This window comes from Sediminibacterium sp., from assembly GCF_030695065.1.
In the GTDB taxonomy this organism is placed as follows: Bacteria; Bacteroidota; Bacteroidia; order Chitinophagales; family Chitinophagaceae; genus Sediminibacterium.
Genome location: NZ_JAUYTR010000016.1, coordinates 247,316 through 267,850 on the forward strand (window position 1 = coordinate 247,316; position 20,535 = coordinate 267,850).

Consider the following 20,535-nt stretch of genomic DNA (forward strand, 5'->3'; position numbering starts at 1 on the left):
CATATTGTGGAATTTCCAAATGCGGAATTTGATTATTTGTATGCCTAATTGGTTCAATTAAGTCCCAAAGATTTCCATATAAGTCTTCAAATACCGCTACTGTGCCATACTCCTCATGGCTAGGCGTTCTAACTATTTTGATGTCCATATCAATTAGGTTCTGATAATCTCTTTTAAAATCATCAGTATACAAGAATAAGAAAACTCTTCCCCCTGTTTGATTCCCAATTCTACTCTTTTGCTCACCATTTGCTGCTTTAGCTAATAGTAAACAACATTCATTAGACCCCTTCGGTCTTACTTTAACCCAGCGCTTAGTTTCGCTTAAAACGGTGTCTTCAATTAATTCGAAATGTAGTTTCTCTGTATAAAATGCAATGGCTTCATCGTAGTCGTCTACAACAATGGCTATATGTGCTAAATGTTGTTTCATTGGTTAAATGCTTCCTTTATATTTTGGATCATAATCTACCATCCATTCAATTCCATATTTATCTCTAAACATTCCAAAGTAGGAGCCCCATGGACTATCAGAAATAGGCATTTCAACTTGACCGTCTGCAGATAACCCATTAAACAAATGGTCTGCTTCCTCTTTGCTTTCTGCACTGATAGAGATTTTACTTCTGGTTTCCATCAAATTGTGAACTCCAAGGGCTTCAGGTGTATCACTACCCATTAAAATATCTTTTTTACCAATTGGCAATGCAATGTGCATGATCTTATTTGATTCACTTTCATTGGTGATGCTTCCCTCAAAAGCCATATCCTTAAAACGCATTACCATAGCAAACTCACCTCCAAAAACAGATTTATAAAACTGAAATGCTTCTTCTGCATTTCCATTAAAATGAATGTAGGGATTAATTTGTGCCATATAGCTAATTATAAAGTGGTTTTATTTTTATTCAGGTTTAGGCCCTTTTGAAACGATTGTTCTCACCAAGCTAGGCAACCATTGTTGTAACCAAACAAAAAATTTACCATGTGTTGTGAAAACATAATTTCTTTTTCGCTTGATTATAGCTTTCACCATAACTTTCGCCGCTTTATCTGTTGGCCACATTAATTTAGTTGGACGTGGATCTTGACGATCAGGATGCCACTGACCCTCATTATCAACCCTAGCAATTTCCGAAACCACGAAACCAGGATGTAGGGTTGTGCAACTTACACCAGTACCCAATAACTCAACTTGTAAGGTTAGTCCTATTGAATGAACTGCAGCTTTTGAAGCACCATATGCTCCAACATATGGATTAGGAAGAAATGCGCCAACGCTACCCACTAATCCAATACGACCTTTGTTTAATTTCAAGTAGGGGAGTGCATATTTTACTGTTAATGCTAATCCTATCACATTACCTTGTAATTGTCTATTCCAATCCTTTGCAGTTAATTTATCTATTGATCCAAAAACGCCAAAACCTGCATTTGCAATCACAATATCAATTCGTCCCCAATAGTTAATGATATGTTGAACTGCTGTCTCAATTGAATTCTCATCCATAATATCAACAAACACAGCCAATGATTCTCCACCTGATAGATTAATCTCTAGTGCAATTGCATCTAATAATTCTTTCCGTCTAGCAGAAAGTATCACTTTATAACCCAATCTTGCCCACTCAAAGGCCATTGCTTTACCAATCCCAGAAGAAGCTCCAGTAATCCATACAACTTTGTCTTTTGTACTTGTCATTTCAGGTTTAATTTAGTAAAATTATTTGAACTAAAGCTGATGAATAAGACAGATATTAATGGTTGGGCTTTTATTTTAGAAAATTATTTGTATTTACACGCATAAATTCTGGGGAGCAATCAAAAAAGTAATTAAGTAAATTTAAGTGCCCCGCACCATAAATTATCAGAATCTTATCAGAGGAATTAACTTCAATCCGCTGTATATTCCTAAAGATTTTTAAATTTCTATTAAACCACCTTCCTGTTTCAAAATCAACCCCAGTAAAATCCTTTTCCTGAGACTCATACTTAAAGAGACCTATTAAATAGTTCCCCAAACTTCTTTTTATGTTTATTTCGTCGTTATATTCCCGTAAGGATGCTAAAATTCCAATTGTTTTAAATTGGGTTGTATTTATAAAACGTTTTGGCTTGTCGGGATTATTTTCAAAATATGCTTCAAATTTTTTAGATTCTATACTGTCTTTTCCATTTAAGATTTGATTGATTTTGTTATTAAAATTTCCCCATTCATCAACACAGTAAAGCTTCTTCAATCCAAAACGTTTTGCTAATCTAAATCCAATCTGTTCCTCTTCGCTTCTCTTAAGTTGATAATTACCTGCTAAATATTGTTGAAAAATAGAATCAATTTTCGGCTGTTCTGAAGGTTGTCTTTCAATAATAACAATAGTGGGTTTAAATCTTGCTATTTTATTCACAATGTCCTCTATTTCATTTTGAAAAACTGGTTCGAGTACATCAATTTGGTCACTCTTGTTAATCTTGTTTACATCTAAATTTGGAAAATTAAAATGAAAAACCCCCAATGTCATTACTTCTGTTTTAGAGGATTGAGCAGTTAATGATGAGAAAAAAAGTGCCAACAAAATTGTTAAAAATACTTTCATAATATTAAGTTATTATTATAGTACGATCAACAATTCATAAATGTTACACTATATAACTGAATCTAAATTTTTCGCCTATATAGTTAGATGCAATTCGCATTTATTAATGATTGTCGGCTTCGCCAACTACTCCTTTAAAAATGATTGTCGGCTTCGCTTCGCTGCGCCGACTTCCTTGATTGGGGGGCTTACCCAAATCCCCTGCCGCACCTTTGGTGCTGCTAGGGTTTCCCATTTTCATGCTTACAAAAGCAAGCTTTTGACGCATTCAAATAGAAAACCCCGACACTTCGTGTCAGGGTCTTTGTGCCCGAGACTGGATTCGAACCAGCACGCCGTTTCCAGCACCACCACCTCAAGGTGGCTTGTCTACCAATTTCAACACCCGGGCGCCTAAATGATAGGCTGCAATATTAAAATATTTTTCTTACATCCGCTCGGGTACTTTAATACCCAATACTTCCATTCCGTTTTTAATAGCAGTTGCAGTTAAAACAGATAACATCATCCGCAATTGTTGCTTAGAATTACTCTCTGCATTTGCAATTGAATGCTCACTGTAAAATGAACTAAAAGTCTTTGCTAAATTAAAAATATAAATAGCCACTTTAGAAGGATCTTGTTCCGTACCTGCATCTTTTAATACCGCTGGAAACTGTTCTAAGGTTACAATTAATTCTTTTTCTAATGGGAACCAAGTATCATTTGCATCAACCACTAATTCAGTTAAAGCTTGATAATTCAACTTCCTTAAAATACTACTGATTCTTGCATAGGTATATTGAATAAATGGCCCTGTGAATCCATGAAAGTCAATACTCTCTGCTGGATTAAAGACCATTTTTTTCTTAGGGTCTACTCTTAACAAGAAAAACTTTAGTGCCCCTAATCCAATGGTATCATATAATTCAGCTCTTTCAAATTCTGTAAAATCATTCACTTTGCCCAACTCTTCTGTTTTCTCTCGAGCTATTTTGATCATTTCATCCACTAAGTCGTCTGCATCTACTACAGTGCCTTCTCTGCTTTTCATTTTACCTGTTGGTAATTCTACCATTCCATAACTTAAATGATCTATGCCATCAGCAGAGGGGAGTTTCAACTTTTGACAGATTAACTTTAATACTTTAAAGTGATAATTCTGTTCATCGCCCACCACATATATACTTTGATTAGCATTGAACTCTTTTTGCTTTTGTTCGGCCAGTCCAATGTCTTGAGTAATATAAACCGATGTTCCGTCTTTACGTCTTACCAACTTTTCGTCTAATCCATCGCTGGTTAAATTGATCCAAACACTATGGTCTTCCTTTTGATAAAATACTTTTTCTGCTAAGCCTTTATCAACTAAATCCTTGCCTAATAAATAGGTATTGCTTTCATAATAAACCTTGTCGAAGTCGGTGCCAATCCTTTTATAAGTAGCGTCAAATCCTTCATACACCCATCCATTCATATTCTTCCACAACTCCATCACAGCTGGGTCTCCAGCTTCCCAGTCTAATAACATTTGCTGGGCTTCTTTCATGATGGGTGCATCTTTCTCTGCTTGTTCTTCTGTAAGGCCAGTTGCTTTTAATTCTGCAATTTCCGTTTTATATGCATCATTGAATTTTACATAATAATCTCCAACAAAATGATCGCCTTTCATTTGGGTGCTCAAAGGGGTTGCTCCATTGGCATATCGCTTCCAGGCTATCATGCTTTTACATATATGAATACCTCTATCATTTACAATGCAGGTTTTAACCACTTCGTTTCCTGTAGCTTTTAAAATTTCTGCAATGCTTCTTCCCAAAAAATTGTTTCTTAAATGTCCTAAGTGTAAGGGCTTATTGGTATTGGGCGAGGAATACTCTACCATTACTTTATTACCAATAGGAGCAGCGTGGCCAAATTTAGGGTCATTGTATTGATTCATTAAAAACCCCGACCAATAGCTAACATTTATGGTTAAATTCAGAAATCCCTTAACTACATTAAAGGCAGTAAATAATTCAGGAAAACGCCCAACCATTTCGGCGCCCAATTCTTGTCCTAATTGCTCGGGTGATTGCTTCAGTTCTTTTACAAACGCAAATAAGACCACGGTATAGTCACCTTCAAATTCAGGTTTGGTTTGATTTACCAACACTTGTTCTGGCTGCACGGGGGAACCATATAACTGATGGATACTGCTTGCTGCTGCTTGTTTAATCCTATTTACCACACTCATAATCTTAACAATTTCGGGATGCAAAACTAACTATTTATAAGCTACCTTCGCCGCCAGTTATGCAAAAGCTGCACAAATACATTAGTCATTTCATCCTTTCGGTGGTGGATTGGTTCTATCCAATGTTCCAAAAGCTAATGCCCAAACAAACCTATCGTTATGCGGCTTGTGGCGGCTTTAATACCGTTTTAGATATTGGCCTTTTTTTTATTGCCTATAATTATATCTTAGTGAAGTCTACAGTGCAATTGGGTAATATAGTCATCAGTGGGCATATTGCTTCCTTTATGATGAGCTTTATTGTCACATTTCCTACGGGTTTCTATTTAAGTAGGTATGTTGTTTTTCAAGAAACATCTGTTACAAAAAGAGAACAATTGGGCAAATACTTTCTAGTGGTATTTGGGTGTATTTTACTCAACTATATCTTCCTCAAGATTTTTGTAGACAGCTTCGGCTGGTATCCAACCCCTTCCAAAATACTGACTACTGTATTTGTGGTGATGTTTAGTTATTTCTCTCAAAAGAACTTTACATTCAAAGCCAAGTCCTTAAAATAGTGGCACCCAAACCGCTAAAATGACCTTTAAATTAGGTACAACCAGACTTTTTGGTAGTTAAAATGGCCGAATATTGGCCTTTTACTTCGTTTGCTGACAATATTTCACGTTTACCACCCGTGGCATAATGATTGAATAATAAGCTGTAATAGAAAACAAATATTATGGCAAAAATTATTGGAATAGACCTCGGAACCACCAACAGTTGTGTATCCGTTATGGAAGGTAATGAGCCTGTAGTCATTGCAAATGACGAAGGACGTAGAACTACGCCATCGGTAGTAGCATTCTTAAAGAATGGAGAAAGAAAAGTTGGAGACCCTGCAAAAAGACAGGCTATCACTAACCCTCAAAACACTATTACCAGTGTAAAGCGTTTCATGGGTCGTCGTTTTGACGAAGTAACCGAAGAAATTAGCCATTGGAGCTATCAAGTTGCCAAAGGCGATAACAATACAGTGAGAGTACAAATTGAAGATCGTATGTACACTCCACAAGAAATTTCTGCAATGATTTTGCAGAAAATGAAAAAGACTGCTGAAGACTATCTAGGTCATGAAGTAAGCGAAGCAGTTATTACTGTTCCTGCTTATTTTAATGACGCACAGCGTCAAGCTACCAAAGAAGCTGGTGAAATTGCTGGTTTAAATGTTAGAAGAATTGTGAATGAGCCTACTGCTGCGGCTTTGGCTTATGGTTTAGATAAAAAACATGCTGACCAAAAAATTGCAGTATTCGACTTAGGTGGCGGTACTTTCGATATCTCTATTCTTGAACTAGGAGATGGGGTGTTTGAAGTTAAATCTACCAATGGAGATACGCACTTAGGTGGTGACGATTTCGATAAAGTAATTATGGACTGGTTGGCAGATGAGTTTAAATCTCAAGAAGCAATTGATTTGCGTAAAGACCCAATGGCTTTACAACGTTTGAAAGAAGCTTCTGAAAAAGCAAAAGTAGAATTGAGCTCTTCTTCTGAAACTGAAATCAACTTACCCTATATCACTGCAGTAGATGGTGTTCCTAAGCACTTGGTACTAAAGTTAACAAGAGCTAAGTTTGAAGCTTTAGCAGACAACTTATTTGCTCGTTGTTTAAAGCCTTGCGAAGCTGCATTAAAAGATGCTGGTTACAGCAAATCTGAAATTGATGAAGTAATTTTAGTAGGAGGTTCTACTCGTATTCCTAAAGTACAAGAAATTGTTGAAACCTTCTTTGGTAAAAAACCAAACAGAAGTGTAAACCCTGATGAAGTAGTTGCTTTAGGTGCTGCTATTCAAGGTGCGGTTTTAACTGGTGAAGTAAAAGATGTTTTGTTATTAGACGTTACACCTTTAAGCTTAGGCATCGAAACCATGGGTGGAGTAATGACTACCATGATTGCTTCAAACACTACTATTCCTACCAAAAAAACAGAAGTATATTCAACTGCTAGCGATAATCAACCTGGTGTACAAATTCATGTATTACAAGGCGAGCGTCCGATGGCTAATCAGAATAAGAGCTTAGGTATGTTCAACTTGGATGGAATTCCACCAGCTCCAAGAGGTGTGCCTCAAATTGAAGTGACTTTTGATATTGACGCAAACGGTTTATTAAACGTAAGTGCGAAAGACAAAGGAACTGGTAAAGAGCAAAAAATCAGAATTGAAGCAGGTAGCGGTTTAAGCAAAGAAGAAGTAGAGAAAATGAAAGCGGAAGCTAAAGCCAACGAAGCTGCTGATAACGAAGCTAGAGCTCGTGTAGAAAAATTAAACCAAGCAGATAGCTTGATTTTCCAAACAGAGAAGCAATTCAAAGAATTTGGAGATAAGATTCCTGCCGATAAAAAAGGTGCAATAGAAACTGCTTTAACTAAGTTAAAAGAAGCACATAAAAATCAAGACATTCCTGCAATTGATGCTGCAATGGAAGAAATGAATGCTGCTTGGACTGCAGCAAGCGAAGACATCTATAAGGCGCAACAAGATGCTGGTGCTCAACCAGGTACTGATGCCGGTGGTGCTGAGCAGCCTAAGTCTGATACGGTTGAAGATGCACAATTTGAAGAAGTAAAATAAACAAACTAGATAAATTAAAAGCCCTGAGTAATTTGATTTACTCGGGGCTTTTTTATTTAATATGGTAATCGTATAAATGCTTTATTATCTAAGTATCACTGTTCCTAATTGCTTGGTGATGGCAATTTCAAATTCTTTTAATTGTTTGTGCAATTGAATTAATTTCATTTGCTCTTCAAAGGGAGCAAATTCCATGTCTCGTTGGTTTTGCTCAAACATTTTTTTAATCTTTCTGAGTTTAAAATAATTCAAACTCATTTCTGTATCGGCTATTGAAATGTCTTTATTTACAATATTCATATTGGGCAATATTTCATCCCAACGATTACTTAATTCGAATGGGAACATAGAAATATTAATCAATAATTGGCGCACTTGTTCGTCTTCATGATACAACATAGATTTAGTAGTGGGTTCTAAACCTTTATTGTACCAATCCTTATATAACTCTATTAACTTTTCGTAGTCGGGGTTTTCTAAAGGATAATTTTCCAACTGCTCAAATATATATGCGGCAATGGTTTGCTCTTCACTGTAGTTTTTTAAACCATATTCAAACAATACCCGAATTACATTTTTTTCTACCTGATCATCCTGTTGTAAAAGTAGTTGACCTTCATCATAGTCTTGGTTGGTTTGAGCCGAATCTTGTTGAATAAATTGTGCTTCATCAAAAGGCAGTTTTTTCTCTTCTTTTGAAATTTTATCTCGCTTAAACTTATTTACCAAATTCGTGAATCCAGCTTCGTCTATTCGCAATAGCTGTGCGCACTGTTTTATATAATCTTGTTGTCGAGTAAAATCTTCTGCCTTGCTAATTTTACTAAGCGTTTCTGCAATTTGATTTACAATACTGCTCTTTTTATTAACGTCATTTCCTGCTTCTTTTAACAGCACTTCTAATTGAAAGAGGATGAAGTCTTTCTTTGATTGTGCTATGAAATCATTGAATGCAGTTGCACCCACTTTATTTACATAACTATCAGGGTCTTCTCCGTCGGGGATCAATACCAGCCGAACGTTGAGGCCTTCTTCAATAGCCAGGTCCAATCCACGCAGTGCTGCTTTTATTCCTGCGCTATCACCGTCATAAATGATAGTTAGATTATTGGTGTACTTTTTTACCAATCTTAATTGATCTATGGTTAATGAAGTACCACCACTTGCCACCACATTTTCTATACCTGCTTGGTGTAAGCTTACCACATCGGTATAACCCTCTACTAATAAACACTCATCCGCTTTATCAATGGCTTGCCTTGCAAAATAAGACCCATATAAGATTTTACTTTTACTGTAAACTTCGTTTTCTGGGGTATTAATATACTTGGGCGCTCTATCTGCTTTGCCAATTACGCGTGCCCCAAAGCCAATAATTTTGCCAGTATTATTATGAATAGGGAAAATAATTCTGCCCCTATAATTGTCTACCAATTCTTCGTTTCTTAAAGCAACCAATCCTGTTTTAGGTAAGAGCTCTTTATTAAATTGATTGGCAACCAAGGCCTTGGTTAATGCATCTTTTCCTTCGGGATTATAGCCGACTTGAAATTTTCGCAGCACTTCTTCTCTAAAGCCTCTTTCTTTTAAATAGGAGAGGGCAATTAGGTTTCCTTCTTCAGAATTAAATAATTGTTCAGCAAAAAATTGTTGGGCAAATGAATTGATGGCATGCAAACTCTCGGCCATTTGCACTTGCTGCAGTTGCTCAGGTGACTGCTGGGTTTCTTCTACTTCTATATTGTATCTAGTGGCCAACCATTTGAGCGCTTCTACATAACTGTACTTTTCGTGCTCCATTAAGAAAGTAATGGTATTGCCACTTTTGCCACATCCAAAACATTTATAAATTTCCTTGGCTGGAGAAACAGTAAATGAAGGTGATTTTTCGCCGTGGAAAGGGCAGAGGCCTAAATAGTTGGTTCCTCTTTTCTTTAATTTAACAAACTCACCTACCACATCAATAATGTCTATTCTGCTGGTAATTTGTTGTATCGTGTTGGGAGATATCATAAATGGACACCAAAATTAGGTAAGCAGCACTGTAAAGGCCAAAATAAAAATTATTTGCGTGATTATGCGGGAACGCATTAATTTTAAAGATGCTTAAAAAAGAACGACAGGCTTACATTATACAGCAAATCAATATCCATAATAAAGTATTATCCTCTGATTTGTGTGTACAATTAGCTATTTCAGAAGACACCGTACGCAGAGACCTGCAAGAATTAGCCGAAGATGGAAAGCTAATTAAAGTTCATGGTGGCGCATTGGCCAAATCCTTTCATTTTACCATAGAAAGCAAACAAGTTTATTCCTTACCTGAGAAAAAAATCATAGCCCATAAAGCCATCGATTTAATTAAAGATGGCATGTTGGTGGTCATATCTGGAGGAACCACTATGCGTGAATTAGTGAATATGCTCCCCCCAGACCTTAATGCTACTTTTGTAACTACCAATGTACCCATTGCATTGGAATTATTGGAACATCCCAATGCTGAAGTCATTTTTTTTGGCAATAAATTATTGAAAAGCGCTCAAATGGCTGTTGGAGCAGAGGTAGTTCAAAGATTTGGACAAATTAAAGCCGACCTATGTTTATTGGGTACCAATAGTATCGATTTGAACTTTGGTATTACCGATTTAGAGTGGGAAATCATTGAAGTGAAAAAAGCCATGATTGCTTGTGCCCAAAAAACGGTATCATTAGCAATATCAGAAAAACTCAATTCTACTCAACGTTTACAAGTTTGCGCACTTGACCAAGTAGATATCTTAATAACCGAGTTAGCCCCTTCTGATGAAAAACTATTGCCTTATGCTAAGCGTGGCTTAGCTATATTATAATAAAAATTAATGCGACTCGGTTAATACCCGCAAAAAAATGTGCATTATTTTGCTGTGATTTTTATGGTTTTAACAGATGATTAACCATATATTTATGCCATCAATTAATTGATTAACGAAATGCTAAAATTTTTTGCAGCTTTTTGCAAGTAAATTTTGTCAATGAACCAAACACTGTAGTTATGAGAAAACTCGCTTATGCCTGGAGGATTGCTTTCTTGCTTTTCTTCCTTGTGATGAAAGTCTCTGCACAGGATATTACCATAACAGGTAATGTATCCGATTTAGAAAAAGGCTCTGCATTGGAGTCTGTTTCCATCCGTGTAGTAGGCAAAACCGTTGCAACCAAAACAGATGCCAAAGGTAATTTTACCATTAAAGCATCAAAAGGTCAAACCTTATTGATTACTTCTCTGGGATTTGAATCTCAGCGTGTATCAATTAAAGATGATCAAAAAATAATCGTTCGCTTAAGAGCTGAATCTTCTGAATTAGAAGATGTAGTGGTAGTAGCGATGGACCAGAAAAGAAAGCCACGTGAGTTGGGTTACTCTACTCAACAAGTAAAGGGGGCTGAAATTCAGGAAACCCAACGTGATAACTTTGTGAACAGTTTACAAGGTAGAGTTGCGGGTTTAACTGTGAATCCAACTTCAGGTACCGTTGGGGCATCTTCTCAAATTGTACTTCGTGGATTTAACTCTTTGTCTTTAAGCAACCAACCATTGTTTGTGGTAGACGGGGTAATCATGGATAACTCTTCTTTTGATGAAACTTCTGATGGTGGTAGAAGCGTAGGTTTAGCTTCTGATCGTCCTAATAGAGGTAGTGATTATAGCAACAGGGTTTCCGATTTAAACCCAAATGATATAGAAAACGTAACTGTATTAAAAGGACCTGAAGCTACCGCATTGTATGGTAGCCAAGCTAGTTCTGGTGCAATTGTTATTACTACAAGAAAAGCGAAAACCAGCAAACTAGCAGTACAATATGACAATGCTTTTAGAATTCAAGTGTTGAATCGTTTCCCCCCAACTTTTGATGGTTATACAAATGGTACCAATACTTTGCCTAGTAATATCTTCCGTTATTTTGGACCTGCTTACCCAAGTGGAACAAGATTGTACGATAATATTGGTTCATTTTTTAGAAACGGTAAATCTCAAACGCATAACCTTGGTGTAGACTTTGGTATCAAAAAATCCATTTTCCGTTTCTCCGCTTCTTATGTAAAGCAGGAGGGAGTTGTGCCAAACAATGACCAAGAAAAAATTAATTTAAGCTTACGCAATACTACTAAGATTGGTAAATGGTTAGAAATTACCCCAGCTGTTGCATACACTAGAACCAATACTGCTAAAGTATTGCGCTCTGCCGGTGGTTATTTGATTGGATTAATGCAATATCCCAATACGGTTGATGTTACTAAGTCTGAAGATGATGGTGGTAATAAATTGCCTTTGTTCTCTGCTAATGCCAATGGAGAAGTAGACAATCCATTATGGAACGTAGAGAATAATAGAGGTCGCGATCAAACAGACCGTTTGTTTTCATCATTAGGTATAAATATTAATCCAACCAAATGGTTAAGCATCACCGGACGTTTTGGATACGATACTTATAAAACAATTGGGTACCAGAATTTCCACCCACAGTCTTTCTTTGTATCAACAGCTGTAAGAGGTTCTCAGGATAATTACTGGAATACTTATAAAGGATATAACCATACCATTAACGCTACCGCCAAACAAACTTTTGGAGACTTTAGTGTACGTGCTATGGCTGGTACCATGTGGCAAGATTATAGAACAGAAGTATTTGCAGTAACTGGTAATAATGTTGCAGATCCAAATAGAACAGATAGTAATAATACAGCTCCAAATACTAGAAGAAGATTACTTCGTAATGAATACGGCGAACCCAATCTTAGAGTAATTAGGCAAATCGCTTTCTTTGGCGAATTGGCATTAAGCTATAAGAATTTATTATTCTTTAACTATTCACACCGTTTTGAATCTGCTTCTACTTTACCTTCTCAGAATAGAAATTACAACTATCCTGGTTTAAGTTTAAGCGCCATCATGACCGATATCTTACCTGGATTAAAGAAAAGCGGCGTATTTAATTATTGGAAATTGAGAGGATCAATGGCGAATACTGCTCGTTTAAATTCTGCTTATTCAACCCAATCGGTTTTTGTAAACAATTTTGGTAGTTCAAATGGTCCAGCATATTCTTACGGTTTCACCAATAATAATCCAGACTTACAACCTGAGCGTCAAAGTACTTATGAAATTGGTACTGAATTCAAATTTTTGAAAAACAGATTGAGTATTGATGCAACTTATTATAATACGCTAACCAAAGGTCAAATCATTGAAAATATGCGTTTGAGTTATGGTACTGGGTTTGTACTAAATACGCAGAATGCTGCTAGTACCAGAAATGAAGGCGTTGAAGTTGCAATAGATTACCAAGTAGTGCAGAAAAAAGACTTTGGTTGGAATACTCGCTTGAACTTTAATAAAATGTGGAACGCGGTTGTTGGATTCCCTGCAAACGTATCTGAATTTTATATTTCTGATACCTGGTTATATGGTAATGCTCGTGCGAGCGTACTAGGATTAGGTAGCCCAACTACTGGTATTGCGTCATGGGGTTATGCAAGAAATACTGCTGGACAAATTTTAATTAACCCATCAACAGGTCTTCCTTTTGCCGAGCAGTTATTTAAACTTAGAGGTGATCGTAATCCAGCATTTACTTTAGGAATTCAAAACTCATTCCGATACAAAAACTGGCGTTTGAGTTTCTTATGGGATTTGAAAGTGGGTGGAGATATATTTAATGCCAACGAAATGATGTTAACCAGCATTGGCAGAAGCAATAGAACCATTGATCGTTTCACTCCAAGAGTAATTGATGGAGTATTAAATGACGGATTTGCAAACTCTGCAACTCCTACAAAAAACACCATTTCGGTTATTCCTGCTTACAATGATGCTTATTATACAGCTTTAGTTATGCCTGAAGAAGCCTTTATTCAGAAGAATGTGAATTGGTTAAGAATGCGCGATATTACTTTAAGCTATTCTTTAACTGAACGTACTTTAAGGAACTTGAATGGCGTAAAATCGGCCAGCATTTTTATCACAGGAAACGATTTGTTCTTAATCACCAATTATATGGGTGCTGATCCTCAAGTTAGTGGAAACACAGCTGCTACAAGAGGAGTAGGAGCATTTGGTTTTGATTATGGAACCCTTGCTACACCCATTGGTGTAAACTTTGGTGTAAGAGTAGGTTTTTAACTTGAAAAAATAGCTAAAATGAAAAAATCATATATAAATATTAAAACATTAGTGAGCCTTGCTTTTGCCGGCTTACTAGTATCTTCTTGTCAGAAGAAATTGGACGAAGCTTTTGCTAATCCAAATGCAGGGGTTCGAGTGCCTGTAGAATCATTATTACCTGGTATTATTAGTAATATGGGGGGTAGCTCGGCTGCTGCAGGGTCAGCATATGGTACACAGAATGATGGACTTTACATTGGAAGGTATGTGCAATTTTGGGCAACCAATACTGCAGGAAATGCATTTGACCAAATGGGTGGTGCAACTGGCGGAAGTGATTTGATGGGGTCTATTTGGGCCATGCACTATTATGGTATGGGGCAGAATCTCAAGCGCATGATGGAATGGGCTGCAGTAGAAAAAAAATGGGATTATGTTGGGGTAGGTCAGGCTATTTCTGCTTGGAGCTGGCTAACTACCGCTGAAATGTATGGAGACATAATTGTAAGAGAAGCATTCAAGGCAGATCAGTTGGTGTTTAATTATGATGATCAGTCATTAGTTTACGACACCGTTAGACAAATTTGCAGAAGGTCAATTGTTAATTTAAATAATACAGGTGACAGCGCAAGCCCAGCCAATTTAGCAAAAGGCGATGCTTATTTTCACAACGGCGATGTAAACAAATGGAAAAAATTTGTTTATGCAGTAATGGCTCGTTCATTTAACCATCTAAGCAACAAAGCTTCCTACAACGCAGACTCTGTTATCTTTTATGCAAACTTGGCAATGAATGTAAATGCGGATAATGCCACTATGCGTTTTGCCAATACTGGTATAACTGGTACATCTAACTTTTTTGGACCTGTAAGAAGCAATGTAGGCGCATTAAGACAAACGGAATATATTGCTAACTTAATGAGTGGTTTGAATAGTCGTTTTCTTGGGGCAGTTGATCCAAGAGCTGCTTATATAATTAGAGAAAATACGAATGGTACTTTTAAAGGTGCAAGACCAAATACCGGTGCAAGTGGTTTAGCTGTGAATGATCAGCCTAGAAATTTTTGGGGTAGCATATTTACTTCTACTGCAGCACCCACTTCAGATGCAGATTGCAGATATATTTTTAAGAATGGTTCGCCATTCCCAATTATTACTGCAAGTGAAATCAAATTCATGGTTGCGGAAGCGCAATACCGCAAGGGGAACAAAGCAGCTGCAAGAACAGCTTATTTAGACGGTATACGTTTGAGTTTTGATTTATTGATGAATAATTATGGATCTGCTGTTCCTGCTGCAAGAATTATTACTGATGCAGTAAGAGATGCTTATTTAGCCAACCCAATAGTAGCACCAGCAGCTAATGATTTAACTTTATCTCATATCATGTTGCAAAAATACATTGCACTATATGGATATGGCATGCATGAAACATGGACCGATATGAGAAGGTTTCATTATACCGATGTGGAAGCTGGTCAAACCACTCCAGTATATGCAGACTTAGTAGTGCCAACTGGAATCAATTTATTTGCAGCTAATAATGGAAAGTTAACTTATAGAGCTAGACCTCGTTACAATTCTGAGTACCTGTACAATGTAAAAGAATTAACCAGAATTGGGGCTATTGCACTAGATTATCATACCCTAGAACAATGGTTCTCTAAACCTTAATTACTACGATTAAAATGAAAAATATGAAAATGAAACTCTTTTCTATAATAGCAGTAATTGGTTTATTCGCTGCTTGTAAAAAGGATTTTGATGGCCGAGCCACAGAATCTGCTGGTACAGAAAACAAAGCATTTATACGCTTTGTTCCAGGAAGTCTAGCTGCAACTAGAAATTTTATCACATTAGATGGCGCTCGTTTAAATGGGACTGCACTGGCAATGGGTGGTGTTTTTCCTGGGGCTTCTACTGTTACCGCTTTTGCAACTATTTTACCTGGAGCTAGAACTATAAGAGTATTTGATAGTGCTGCTGTGCCACTGCAAACACCAGTGAGTATTTCTGCCACATTTGACGCGGGTAAATTTTATACCGTATATACTTATGACACTAGTAATGCAGTAAAAGCGTTAATTCAAAATGATGTATTTACTGTTCCTTCTGATACAACAGCAAATGTGAAATTCGTAAATATTATTTTTAGTTCTTCCGCAGTTCCTAATGTGGATCTTTATTCTAGAAGAAAGAAAGCGAATATTGCTTCTAATATTGCACCATTAGGTTCATCAGCGTATATTAAACATATAACAGGGTTGTCTGACACATTGGAAGTGAGGGCTACTGGCACTACTACCGCACTGACTATTGTAAACGGCTTTACATTTAATGCAAAAAGGACTTATAATGTGGTTTTCAGAGGTAGATATCAATCCACTTCTGGAACCATGTCTAGAGGCTTAACTGTAATGGCCACTTATTAATTGAAACCTACAAATGATATTTATGAAAAAAAATATGTTATTCATAGCTGGTTTATTTTCGGTATTACTTTTCACAAGTTGTGCAAAGGATCCGGTAAATCCAGGATACGCCCAATATATGTTTATTAATGCAGCACCTGATGTAGCTGCAGGATTAGACTTTTATATGGGAGATTTAAAACAAAATATTTTACCTATTGCTTTTGGCTCTAATACTATTTATAATAGTACAACCCCAGGTAGCAAAGCGATTCGTGTAACTATTGCTGGGCAACAAACTGTTTTTTCTGCCAACAATTACAATGTATCTGATTTAAGAGATCAACCAGCTAGGTATACTTTGTTAGCAGTTAACAAAATTCAGAATGCTGAACTAGTTTGGATTCAGGATAACTTAACCACACCAGCAGCTGGTAAAGCGCACTTAAGAATTATTCATGCCAGTGAAGATGCACCTGCAGTGAATGCTTTTGTTGGTACGGCAACCACCGCTTTATTTCCTTCAGCAATTTCTTTTAAGGGATCTTCTAGTTTTGTTGCATTAGATGCAACATTATTAGGAACATCATACAGCATTCAAATCAGAAATGCAACCACCAATGCAGTTGTAAGAACGCAACCTATGACTGCTGTAACGGGTAAAATTTATACCATTGTTGTAAGGGGGTCAGTAACACCATCTCCATGGCTACCGGCTAACACCCTATCTTCTACTTTGGTAGCTAATAACTAAAGTAGAAAACTTTAAATATTAATCCCAGTTGCTCTGCAGCTGGGATTTTTTATTTAGATAGTATATAGATTCCCAAACACAGTAAAGCACTTAAAAAAGCTACTAACGGAATTTTAAATTGATCCCATTTTGCTTCTGATTTTTTCTCACTAAATAGTTGGTTAATTGCATAGATATACTGTGGATTTGAAAAACAGAATTCCATTTTTTGTTGATAAGCCTTCAGTTCATGGTAGGGCAAGAAGCTTAAAACATACAATACCTGTTTCAATAATTTTTGTTGTTCTTGTTCACTGCCCAATTGAATCATCTCGCTAATTAATGGTAAAAACAGCGGATAATTGAGTTTACATTTTATTCGATCATAATTGATAAACCGAAAATCGGATTGTTGCATTTCTCTTTCAAATAAATGGAAATACCTTATCAGGTCTTGAATATGTTGAATGGAAGGTTTTGTGTATGCTGATTTTCCTTCGAGTTGAATACTTTTATCGTACAGCCTTTTTGATTCGTTATTCCCTAAAATTTCATAAGCTTTTTTTATTTGCTTAAACTGTTCAAAATAAATAGGGTTACTATTTTTATCTGGGTGATAAATATGCGCCAACTTTCTAAATGCCCTTTTAATTTCAGACTCAGTTGCAGAAGAAGTAATTCCTAAAACTGCATACCAATTTTGTTCTACCATTATTTTCTACTTTAAGCAGGCTCTTCAGGATGATTCTCAAAATTGATATCGTCTCCATCTAATAACTCACGTTCAATTTCTTCCATTTGAACAATGTCCCAGGCTTCAGATTCTGTAGGCGTAATATTCCACATTTCTAATACTTCCATTTGATCCAGCTCCGCTTCTAGTTTTTCTTTAATTCCGCAAATTACAAATGAAGCACTATTTTCATAAAAATGTTGTTGAGATTCAGTTAATGCATCCACTACTTCAGCATCCATGGTTTGCACATTTTCTAAATTCAAAACCAGGTTTTTTTGTGGAGAATTTAGCACTGTTTTGCATTGATTGGTCAAACTTGCTGACATATTTGCAGTTATATCGGCGGTTTCCAACGTTAGAACCGTGAATTTTTCCTTGGTATCAATTTTGACATTTAGCATATAGAAGGTATATTAACATACTGTGTACAATTACCGCACAACTTCACTCAAAAATATTCGTTATAATTGTATAAATCCAAATAAGATATGGATAATAATTTTTCAGCTCAGGTAAAAGAAATCATTTCCTTTAGTAGGGAAGAAGCGCTTAGGTTAGGAAACGACTTTATAGGAACTGAGCATTTATTGCTTGGTTTAATTAGAGACGGGGATAATACAGCTATTAAAGTACTCAAACAGCTGAATATAGACCTATACGAACTAAGGAAAGAAGTAGAACTTGCCGTAAAAGATAAAACCGGTAAAAATATTGCCAATATTAATAGTCTGCCGCTTACAAAACAGGCAGAAAAAGTAATTAGGGTAACTGTTTTAGAGGCCAAAGCTTTGAAAAGTCCATTGGTAGAAACAGAACATTTGATGTTGAGCATCCTTAAAAACAAGGAGAATATTGCTACGCAAATTTTAAATCAGTTTGATATTGATTACGATTTATTTCGCAATGAATTAGGCATGGTGGGCACTTCTAATCCTCCTCCAAGGAGCGAATTCCCAGAAGACAGTGATGATGATTTTGATGAAGAAAAAAAAGGATCGGGCTTTCAACAATCTAGACCTGGTAAACAAGCACCTGGTGCTGCTAAAAGTAAAACGCCAGTATTAGATAACTTTGGAAGAGATATTACCAAATTAGCCGAAGCAGGAACCTTGGATCCAATAGTAGGCAGAGAGGCTGAAATTGAAAGAGTAAGTCAAATTTTAAGTAGAAGAAAGAAAAACAATCCTATTTTAATTGGTGAACCTGGTGTGGGTAAAACTGCCATTGTAGAAGGTTTGGCACTGAGAATTGTTCAGCGAAAAGTGAGTCGCGTATTATTCGATAAAAGAGTAATATCATTAGATTTAGCCGCTTTGGTTGCTGGTACTAAATACAGAGGTCAGTTTGAAGAACGCATGAAAGCCATCATGAATGAGTTAGAAAAGAACAGAGATGTGATTTTATTCATTGATGAAATACATACTATTGTTGGCGCAGGTGGCGCAAGTGGATCTTTGGATGCTTCAAATATTTTTAAACCTGCTTTAGCTAGGGGAGAATTGCAATGTATTGGTGCATCTACATTAGATGAGTATCGCATGTACATTGAGAAAGATGGCGCATTAGATCGTCGTTTTCAAAAAGTATTGATTGAACCACCTAGCGTAGAAGAAACCATTCTAATTTTAAATAATATCAAGTCTAAATACGAAGATTTTCATAATGTTCATTATGGGGATGACGCTATTGATGCTTGTGTTAAATTAAGCGATCGTTATATGACCGATCGTTTATTGCCCGATAAAGCCATTGATGTAATGGACGAAGTGGGCGCAAGGGTACACTTGAAAAACATCAATGTGCCTGAAACGATTGTTGAACTAGAGAAAAAAATTGAAGAAGTTAAGAATGAAAAAAACAAGGTAGTTAAAAGCCAACGTTTTGAAGAAGCTGCTTCTTTAAGAGATACTGAAAAGAGACTAGGAGAAGAGTTAGAAAAAGCCAAACTTCAATGGGAAGAGGAGAGCAAGAATAAGCGTTATCCTATTACCGAGGAAAATATTGCCGAAGTAATTAGTATGATGACGGGTATACCTGTTAAGCGTATGGTTCAAGCCGAGACGGAAAAACTTCGTAGAATGAGCGAAGACATGAAGGGTATGGTGATTGGCCAAGATGAAGCCATACAAAAAGTAGTTCGTGCTATACAAAGAAATAGGGTTGGATTGAAAGATCCTAAAAAGCCTATTGGTACCTTTATTTTCTTAGGTCCTACAGGAGTTGGTAAAACAGAATTAGCGCGATCTTTAGCACGTTATATGTTTGACTCAGAAGATTCTTTAATTAGAATTGATATGAGTGAATACATGGAAAAATTTACAGTTAGTAGATTAATTGGTGCGCCTCCAGGATATGTTGGTTACGAAGAAGGTGGTCAGCTTACAGAAAAAGTGAGAAGAAAACCTTACTCAGTAATTCTTTTAGATGAAATTGAAAAAGCACATCCAGATATTTACAATATTTTATTGCAAGTATTAGACGATGGACAATTAACGGATGGGCTAGGTAGAAAAGTAGACTTCAAGAACACGTTGATTATTATGACTTCAAATATTGGAGTTAGACAATTAAAAGAATTTGGAGACGGCGTTGGTTTTGCAACTGCAACTAGAATGCAGAATGCAGAAGAGAACAACAAAGCTGTTATTGAGAAAGCGTTGAAGAAAACCTTCTCTCCGGAATTCTTGAATAGAATTGACGATGTAGTTGTGTTTAATTCTCTCACTAAAGAAAATATTTTCAATATCATCGATATCCTGATGAAGGGTGTTTCAAAGAGACTATTAAATCTAGGCTTTGAACTAGAGTTAACAGCAGAAGCGAAAGACTTTATTGCAGAGAAGGGTTATGATGTGCAGTTTGGCGCCAGACCGCTTCATAGAGCAATTCAGAAATATCTAGAAGATCCTTTGGCAGAAGAAATCATGAAAATGTCTATTAAGCAAGGAGATGTATTAATTGCCGATTTAAATAAAGAAACTAGTTTATTGGAATTCAATTATAAATCTAGAATAGAAGAAGAAGAAGCTAAAGCTGAATCTTAATAGTACAATTGTTTTATACAAGTCCCGGTAGCAAATGTTA

15 protein-coding genes, 1 tRNA gene and 1 pseudogene are annotated in these 20,535 nt (G+C 36.4%); 8 read left to right on the forward strand and 9 right to left on the reverse strand.

The window, feature by feature from the left end; translation table 11 throughout:
• Positions 1 to 52 precede the first annotated feature (52 nt).
• The 6 genes and pseudogenes from Q8S25_RS14725 to argS all read right to left on the reverse strand — a co-directional run.
• Positions 53 to 433: pseudogene (locus tag Q8S25_RS14725) on the reverse strand (VOC family protein); the annotation flags it as partial.
• 3 nt (positions 434 to 436) lie between these two features.
• Positions 437 to 877, reverse strand: a complete 441-nt coding sequence (locus tag Q8S25_RS08020) for a VOC family protein (protein WP_305536561.1) — start codon at positions 875 to 877, stop codon at positions 437 to 439.
• Positions 878 to 904: 27 nt separating this feature from the next.
• Entirely contained in the window at positions 905 to 1,702 is a 798-nt protein-coding gene (locus Q8S25_RS08025) for an SDR family oxidoreductase (RefSeq protein WP_305536563.1), read from the reverse strand.
• Positions 1,703 to 1,772: 70 nt separating this feature from the next.
• Positions 1,773 to 2,594 (reverse strand): DUF5694 domain-containing protein, encoded by an 822-nt coding sequence (locus Q8S25_RS08030; RefSeq protein WP_305536565.1) that lies wholly within the window; start codon positions 2,592 to 2,594, stop codon positions 1,773 to 1,775.
• 307 nt (positions 2,595 to 2,901) lie between these two features.
• Positions 2,902 to 2,985: transfer RNA gene (locus Q8S25_RS08035), tRNA-Leu, on the reverse strand.
• 36 nt (positions 2,986 to 3,021) lie between these two features.
• Positions 3,022 to 4,833 (reverse strand): arginine--tRNA ligase, encoded by a 1,812-nt coding sequence (argS, locus tag Q8S25_RS08040; protein WP_305536567.1) that lies wholly within the window; start codon positions 4,831 to 4,833, stop codon positions 3,022 to 3,024.
• A gap of 35 nt (positions 4,834 to 4,868) precedes the next feature.
• Here argS and Q8S25_RS08045 point away from each other — a divergent pair, with 35 nt between their 5' ends.
• On the forward strand, positions 4,869 to 5,369 hold the full coding sequence (locus tag Q8S25_RS08045; RefSeq protein WP_305536569.1) for a GtrA family protein: 501 nt from the start codon (positions 4,869 to 4,871) through the stop codon (positions 5,367 to 5,369).
• Positions 5,370 to 5,533: 164 nt separating this feature from the next.
• Positions 5,534 to 7,429 (forward strand): molecular chaperone DnaK, encoded by a 1,896-nt coding sequence (dnaK, locus tag Q8S25_RS08050; RefSeq protein ID WP_305536571.1) that lies wholly within the window; start codon positions 5,534 to 5,536, stop codon positions 7,427 to 7,429.
• Positions 7,430 to 7,513: 84 nt separating this feature from the next.
• Here the strand turns inward: dnaK and dnaG are convergent, their stop codons facing one another.
• Positions 7,514 to 9,442 (reverse strand): DNA primase, encoded by a 1,929-nt coding sequence (dnaG, locus tag Q8S25_RS08055; RefSeq protein WP_305536573.1) that lies wholly within the window; start codon positions 9,440 to 9,442, stop codon positions 7,514 to 7,516.
• An 89-nt stretch (positions 9,443 to 9,531) separates the two neighbouring features.
• Here dnaG and Q8S25_RS08060 point away from each other — a divergent pair, with 89 nt between their 5' ends.
• The 5 genes from Q8S25_RS08060 (at position 9,532) to Q8S25_RS08080 (ending at position 16,736) form a co-directional block, all read left to right on the forward strand.
• Entirely contained in the window at positions 9,532 to 10,278 is a 747-nt protein-coding gene (locus tag Q8S25_RS08060) for a DeoR/GlpR family DNA-binding transcription regulator (protein ID WP_305536575.1), read from the forward strand.
• A 182-nt stretch (positions 10,279 to 10,460) separates the two neighbouring features.
• Positions 10,461 to 13,589, forward strand: coding sequence for a SusC/RagA family TonB-linked outer membrane protein (locus Q8S25_RS08065; RefSeq protein ID WP_305536577.1), 3,129 nt, complete (start codon positions 10,461 to 10,463; stop codon positions 13,587 to 13,589).
• An 18-nt stretch (positions 13,590 to 13,607) separates the two neighbouring features.
• Positions 13,608 to 15,245 (forward strand): SusD/RagB family nutrient-binding outer membrane lipoprotein, encoded by a 1,638-nt coding sequence (locus Q8S25_RS08070; RefSeq protein WP_305536579.1) that lies wholly within the window; start codon positions 13,608 to 13,610, stop codon positions 15,243 to 15,245.
• Positions 15,246 to 15,268: 23 nt separating this feature from the next.
• Positions 15,269 to 16,003 (forward strand): DUF4397 domain-containing protein, encoded by a 735-nt coding sequence (locus Q8S25_RS08075; RefSeq protein ID WP_305536581.1) that lies wholly within the window; start codon positions 15,269 to 15,271, stop codon positions 16,001 to 16,003.
• Between the two features lie 22 nt (positions 16,004 to 16,025).
• Positions 16,026 to 16,736, forward strand: a complete 711-nt coding sequence (locus tag Q8S25_RS08080) for a DUF4397 domain-containing protein (RefSeq protein WP_305536583.1) — start codon at positions 16,026 to 16,028, stop codon at positions 16,734 to 16,736.
• Between the two features lie 49 nt (positions 16,737 to 16,785).
• Here Q8S25_RS08080 and Q8S25_RS08085 read toward each other — a convergent pair whose 3' ends face one another.
• Positions 16,786 to 17,427: a J domain-containing protein gene (locus Q8S25_RS08085; protein ID WP_305536585.1), complete on the reverse strand. Its 642-nt coding sequence runs from the start codon at positions 17,425 to 17,427 to the stop codon at positions 16,786 to 16,788.
• A gap of 11 nt (positions 17,428 to 17,438) precedes the next feature.
• The gene (locus Q8S25_RS08090; RefSeq protein ID WP_305536587.1) at positions 17,439 to 17,852 is read right to left on the reverse strand and encodes an STAS domain-containing protein; all 414 of its coding nucleotides are present in this window, start codon (positions 17,850 to 17,852) and stop codon (positions 17,439 to 17,441) included.
• Positions 17,853 to 17,939: 87 nt separating this feature from the next.
• Between Q8S25_RS08090 and Q8S25_RS08095 the strand changes: the two genes are divergently transcribed.
• On the forward strand, positions 17,940 to 20,495 hold the full coding sequence (locus Q8S25_RS08095; RefSeq protein WP_305536589.1) for an ATP-dependent Clp protease ATP-binding subunit: 2,556 nt from the start codon (positions 17,940 to 17,942) through the stop codon (positions 20,493 to 20,495).
• The last annotated feature ends 40 nt before the right edge of the window (positions 20,496 to 20,535 follow it).

What these genes read in the sequence shown, in the direction of transcription:
- Q8S25_RS08020 (WP_305536561.1), bottom strand. Translation starts at nt 877, where the DNA reads ATGGCACAAATTAATCCCTACATTCATTTTAATGGAAATGCAGAAGAA.
- Q8S25_RS08030 (WP_305536565.1), bottom strand. Translation starts at nt 2,594, where the DNA reads ATGAAAGTATTTTTAACAATTTTGTTGGCACTTTTTTTCTCATCATTA.
- Q8S25_RS08065 (WP_305536577.1), top strand. Translation starts at nt 10,461, where the DNA reads ATGAGAAAACTCGCTTATGCCTGGAGGATTGCTTTCTTGCTTTTCTTC.
- Q8S25_RS08090 (WP_305536587.1), bottom strand. Translation starts at nt 17,852, where the DNA reads ATGCTAAATGTCAAAATTGATACCAAGGAAAAATTCACGGTTCTAACG.
- dnaG (WP_305536573.1), bottom strand. Translation starts at nt 9,442, where the DNA reads ATGATATCTCCCAACACGATACAACAAATTACCAGCAGAATAGACATT.
- Q8S25_RS08060 (WP_305536575.1), top strand. Translation starts at nt 9,532, where the DNA reads ATGCTTAAAAAAGAACGACAGGCTTACATTATACAGCAAATCAATATC.
- Q8S25_RS08025 (WP_305536563.1), bottom strand. Translation starts at nt 1,702, where the DNA reads ATGACAAGTACAAAAGACAAAGTTGTATGGATTACTGGAGCTTCTTCT.
- Q8S25_RS08085 (WP_305536585.1), bottom strand. Translation starts at nt 17,427, where the DNA reads ATGGTAGAACAAAATTGGTATGCAGTTTTAGGAATTACTTCTTCTGCA.
- Q8S25_RS08075 (WP_305536581.1), top strand. Translation starts at nt 15,269, where the DNA reads ATGAAAATGAAACTCTTTTCTATAATAGCAGTAATTGGTTTATTCGCT.
- dnaK (WP_305536571.1), top strand. Translation starts at nt 5,534, where the DNA reads ATGGCAAAAATTATTGGAATAGACCTCGGAACCACCAACAGTTGTGTA.
- Q8S25_RS08080 (WP_305536583.1), top strand. Translation starts at nt 16,026, where the DNA reads ATGAAAAAAAATATGTTATTCATAGCTGGTTTATTTTCGGTATTACTT.
- Q8S25_RS08045 (WP_305536569.1), top strand. Translation starts at nt 4,869, where the DNA reads ATGCAAAAGCTGCACAAATACATTAGTCATTTCATCCTTTCGGTGGTG.
- Q8S25_RS08095 (WP_305536589.1), top strand. Translation starts at nt 17,940, where the DNA reads ATGGATAATAATTTTTCAGCTCAGGTAAAAGAAATCATTTCCTTTAGT.
- Q8S25_RS08070 (WP_305536579.1), top strand. Translation starts at nt 13,608, where the DNA reads ATGAAAAAATCATATATAAATATTAAAACATTAGTGAGCCTTGCTTTT.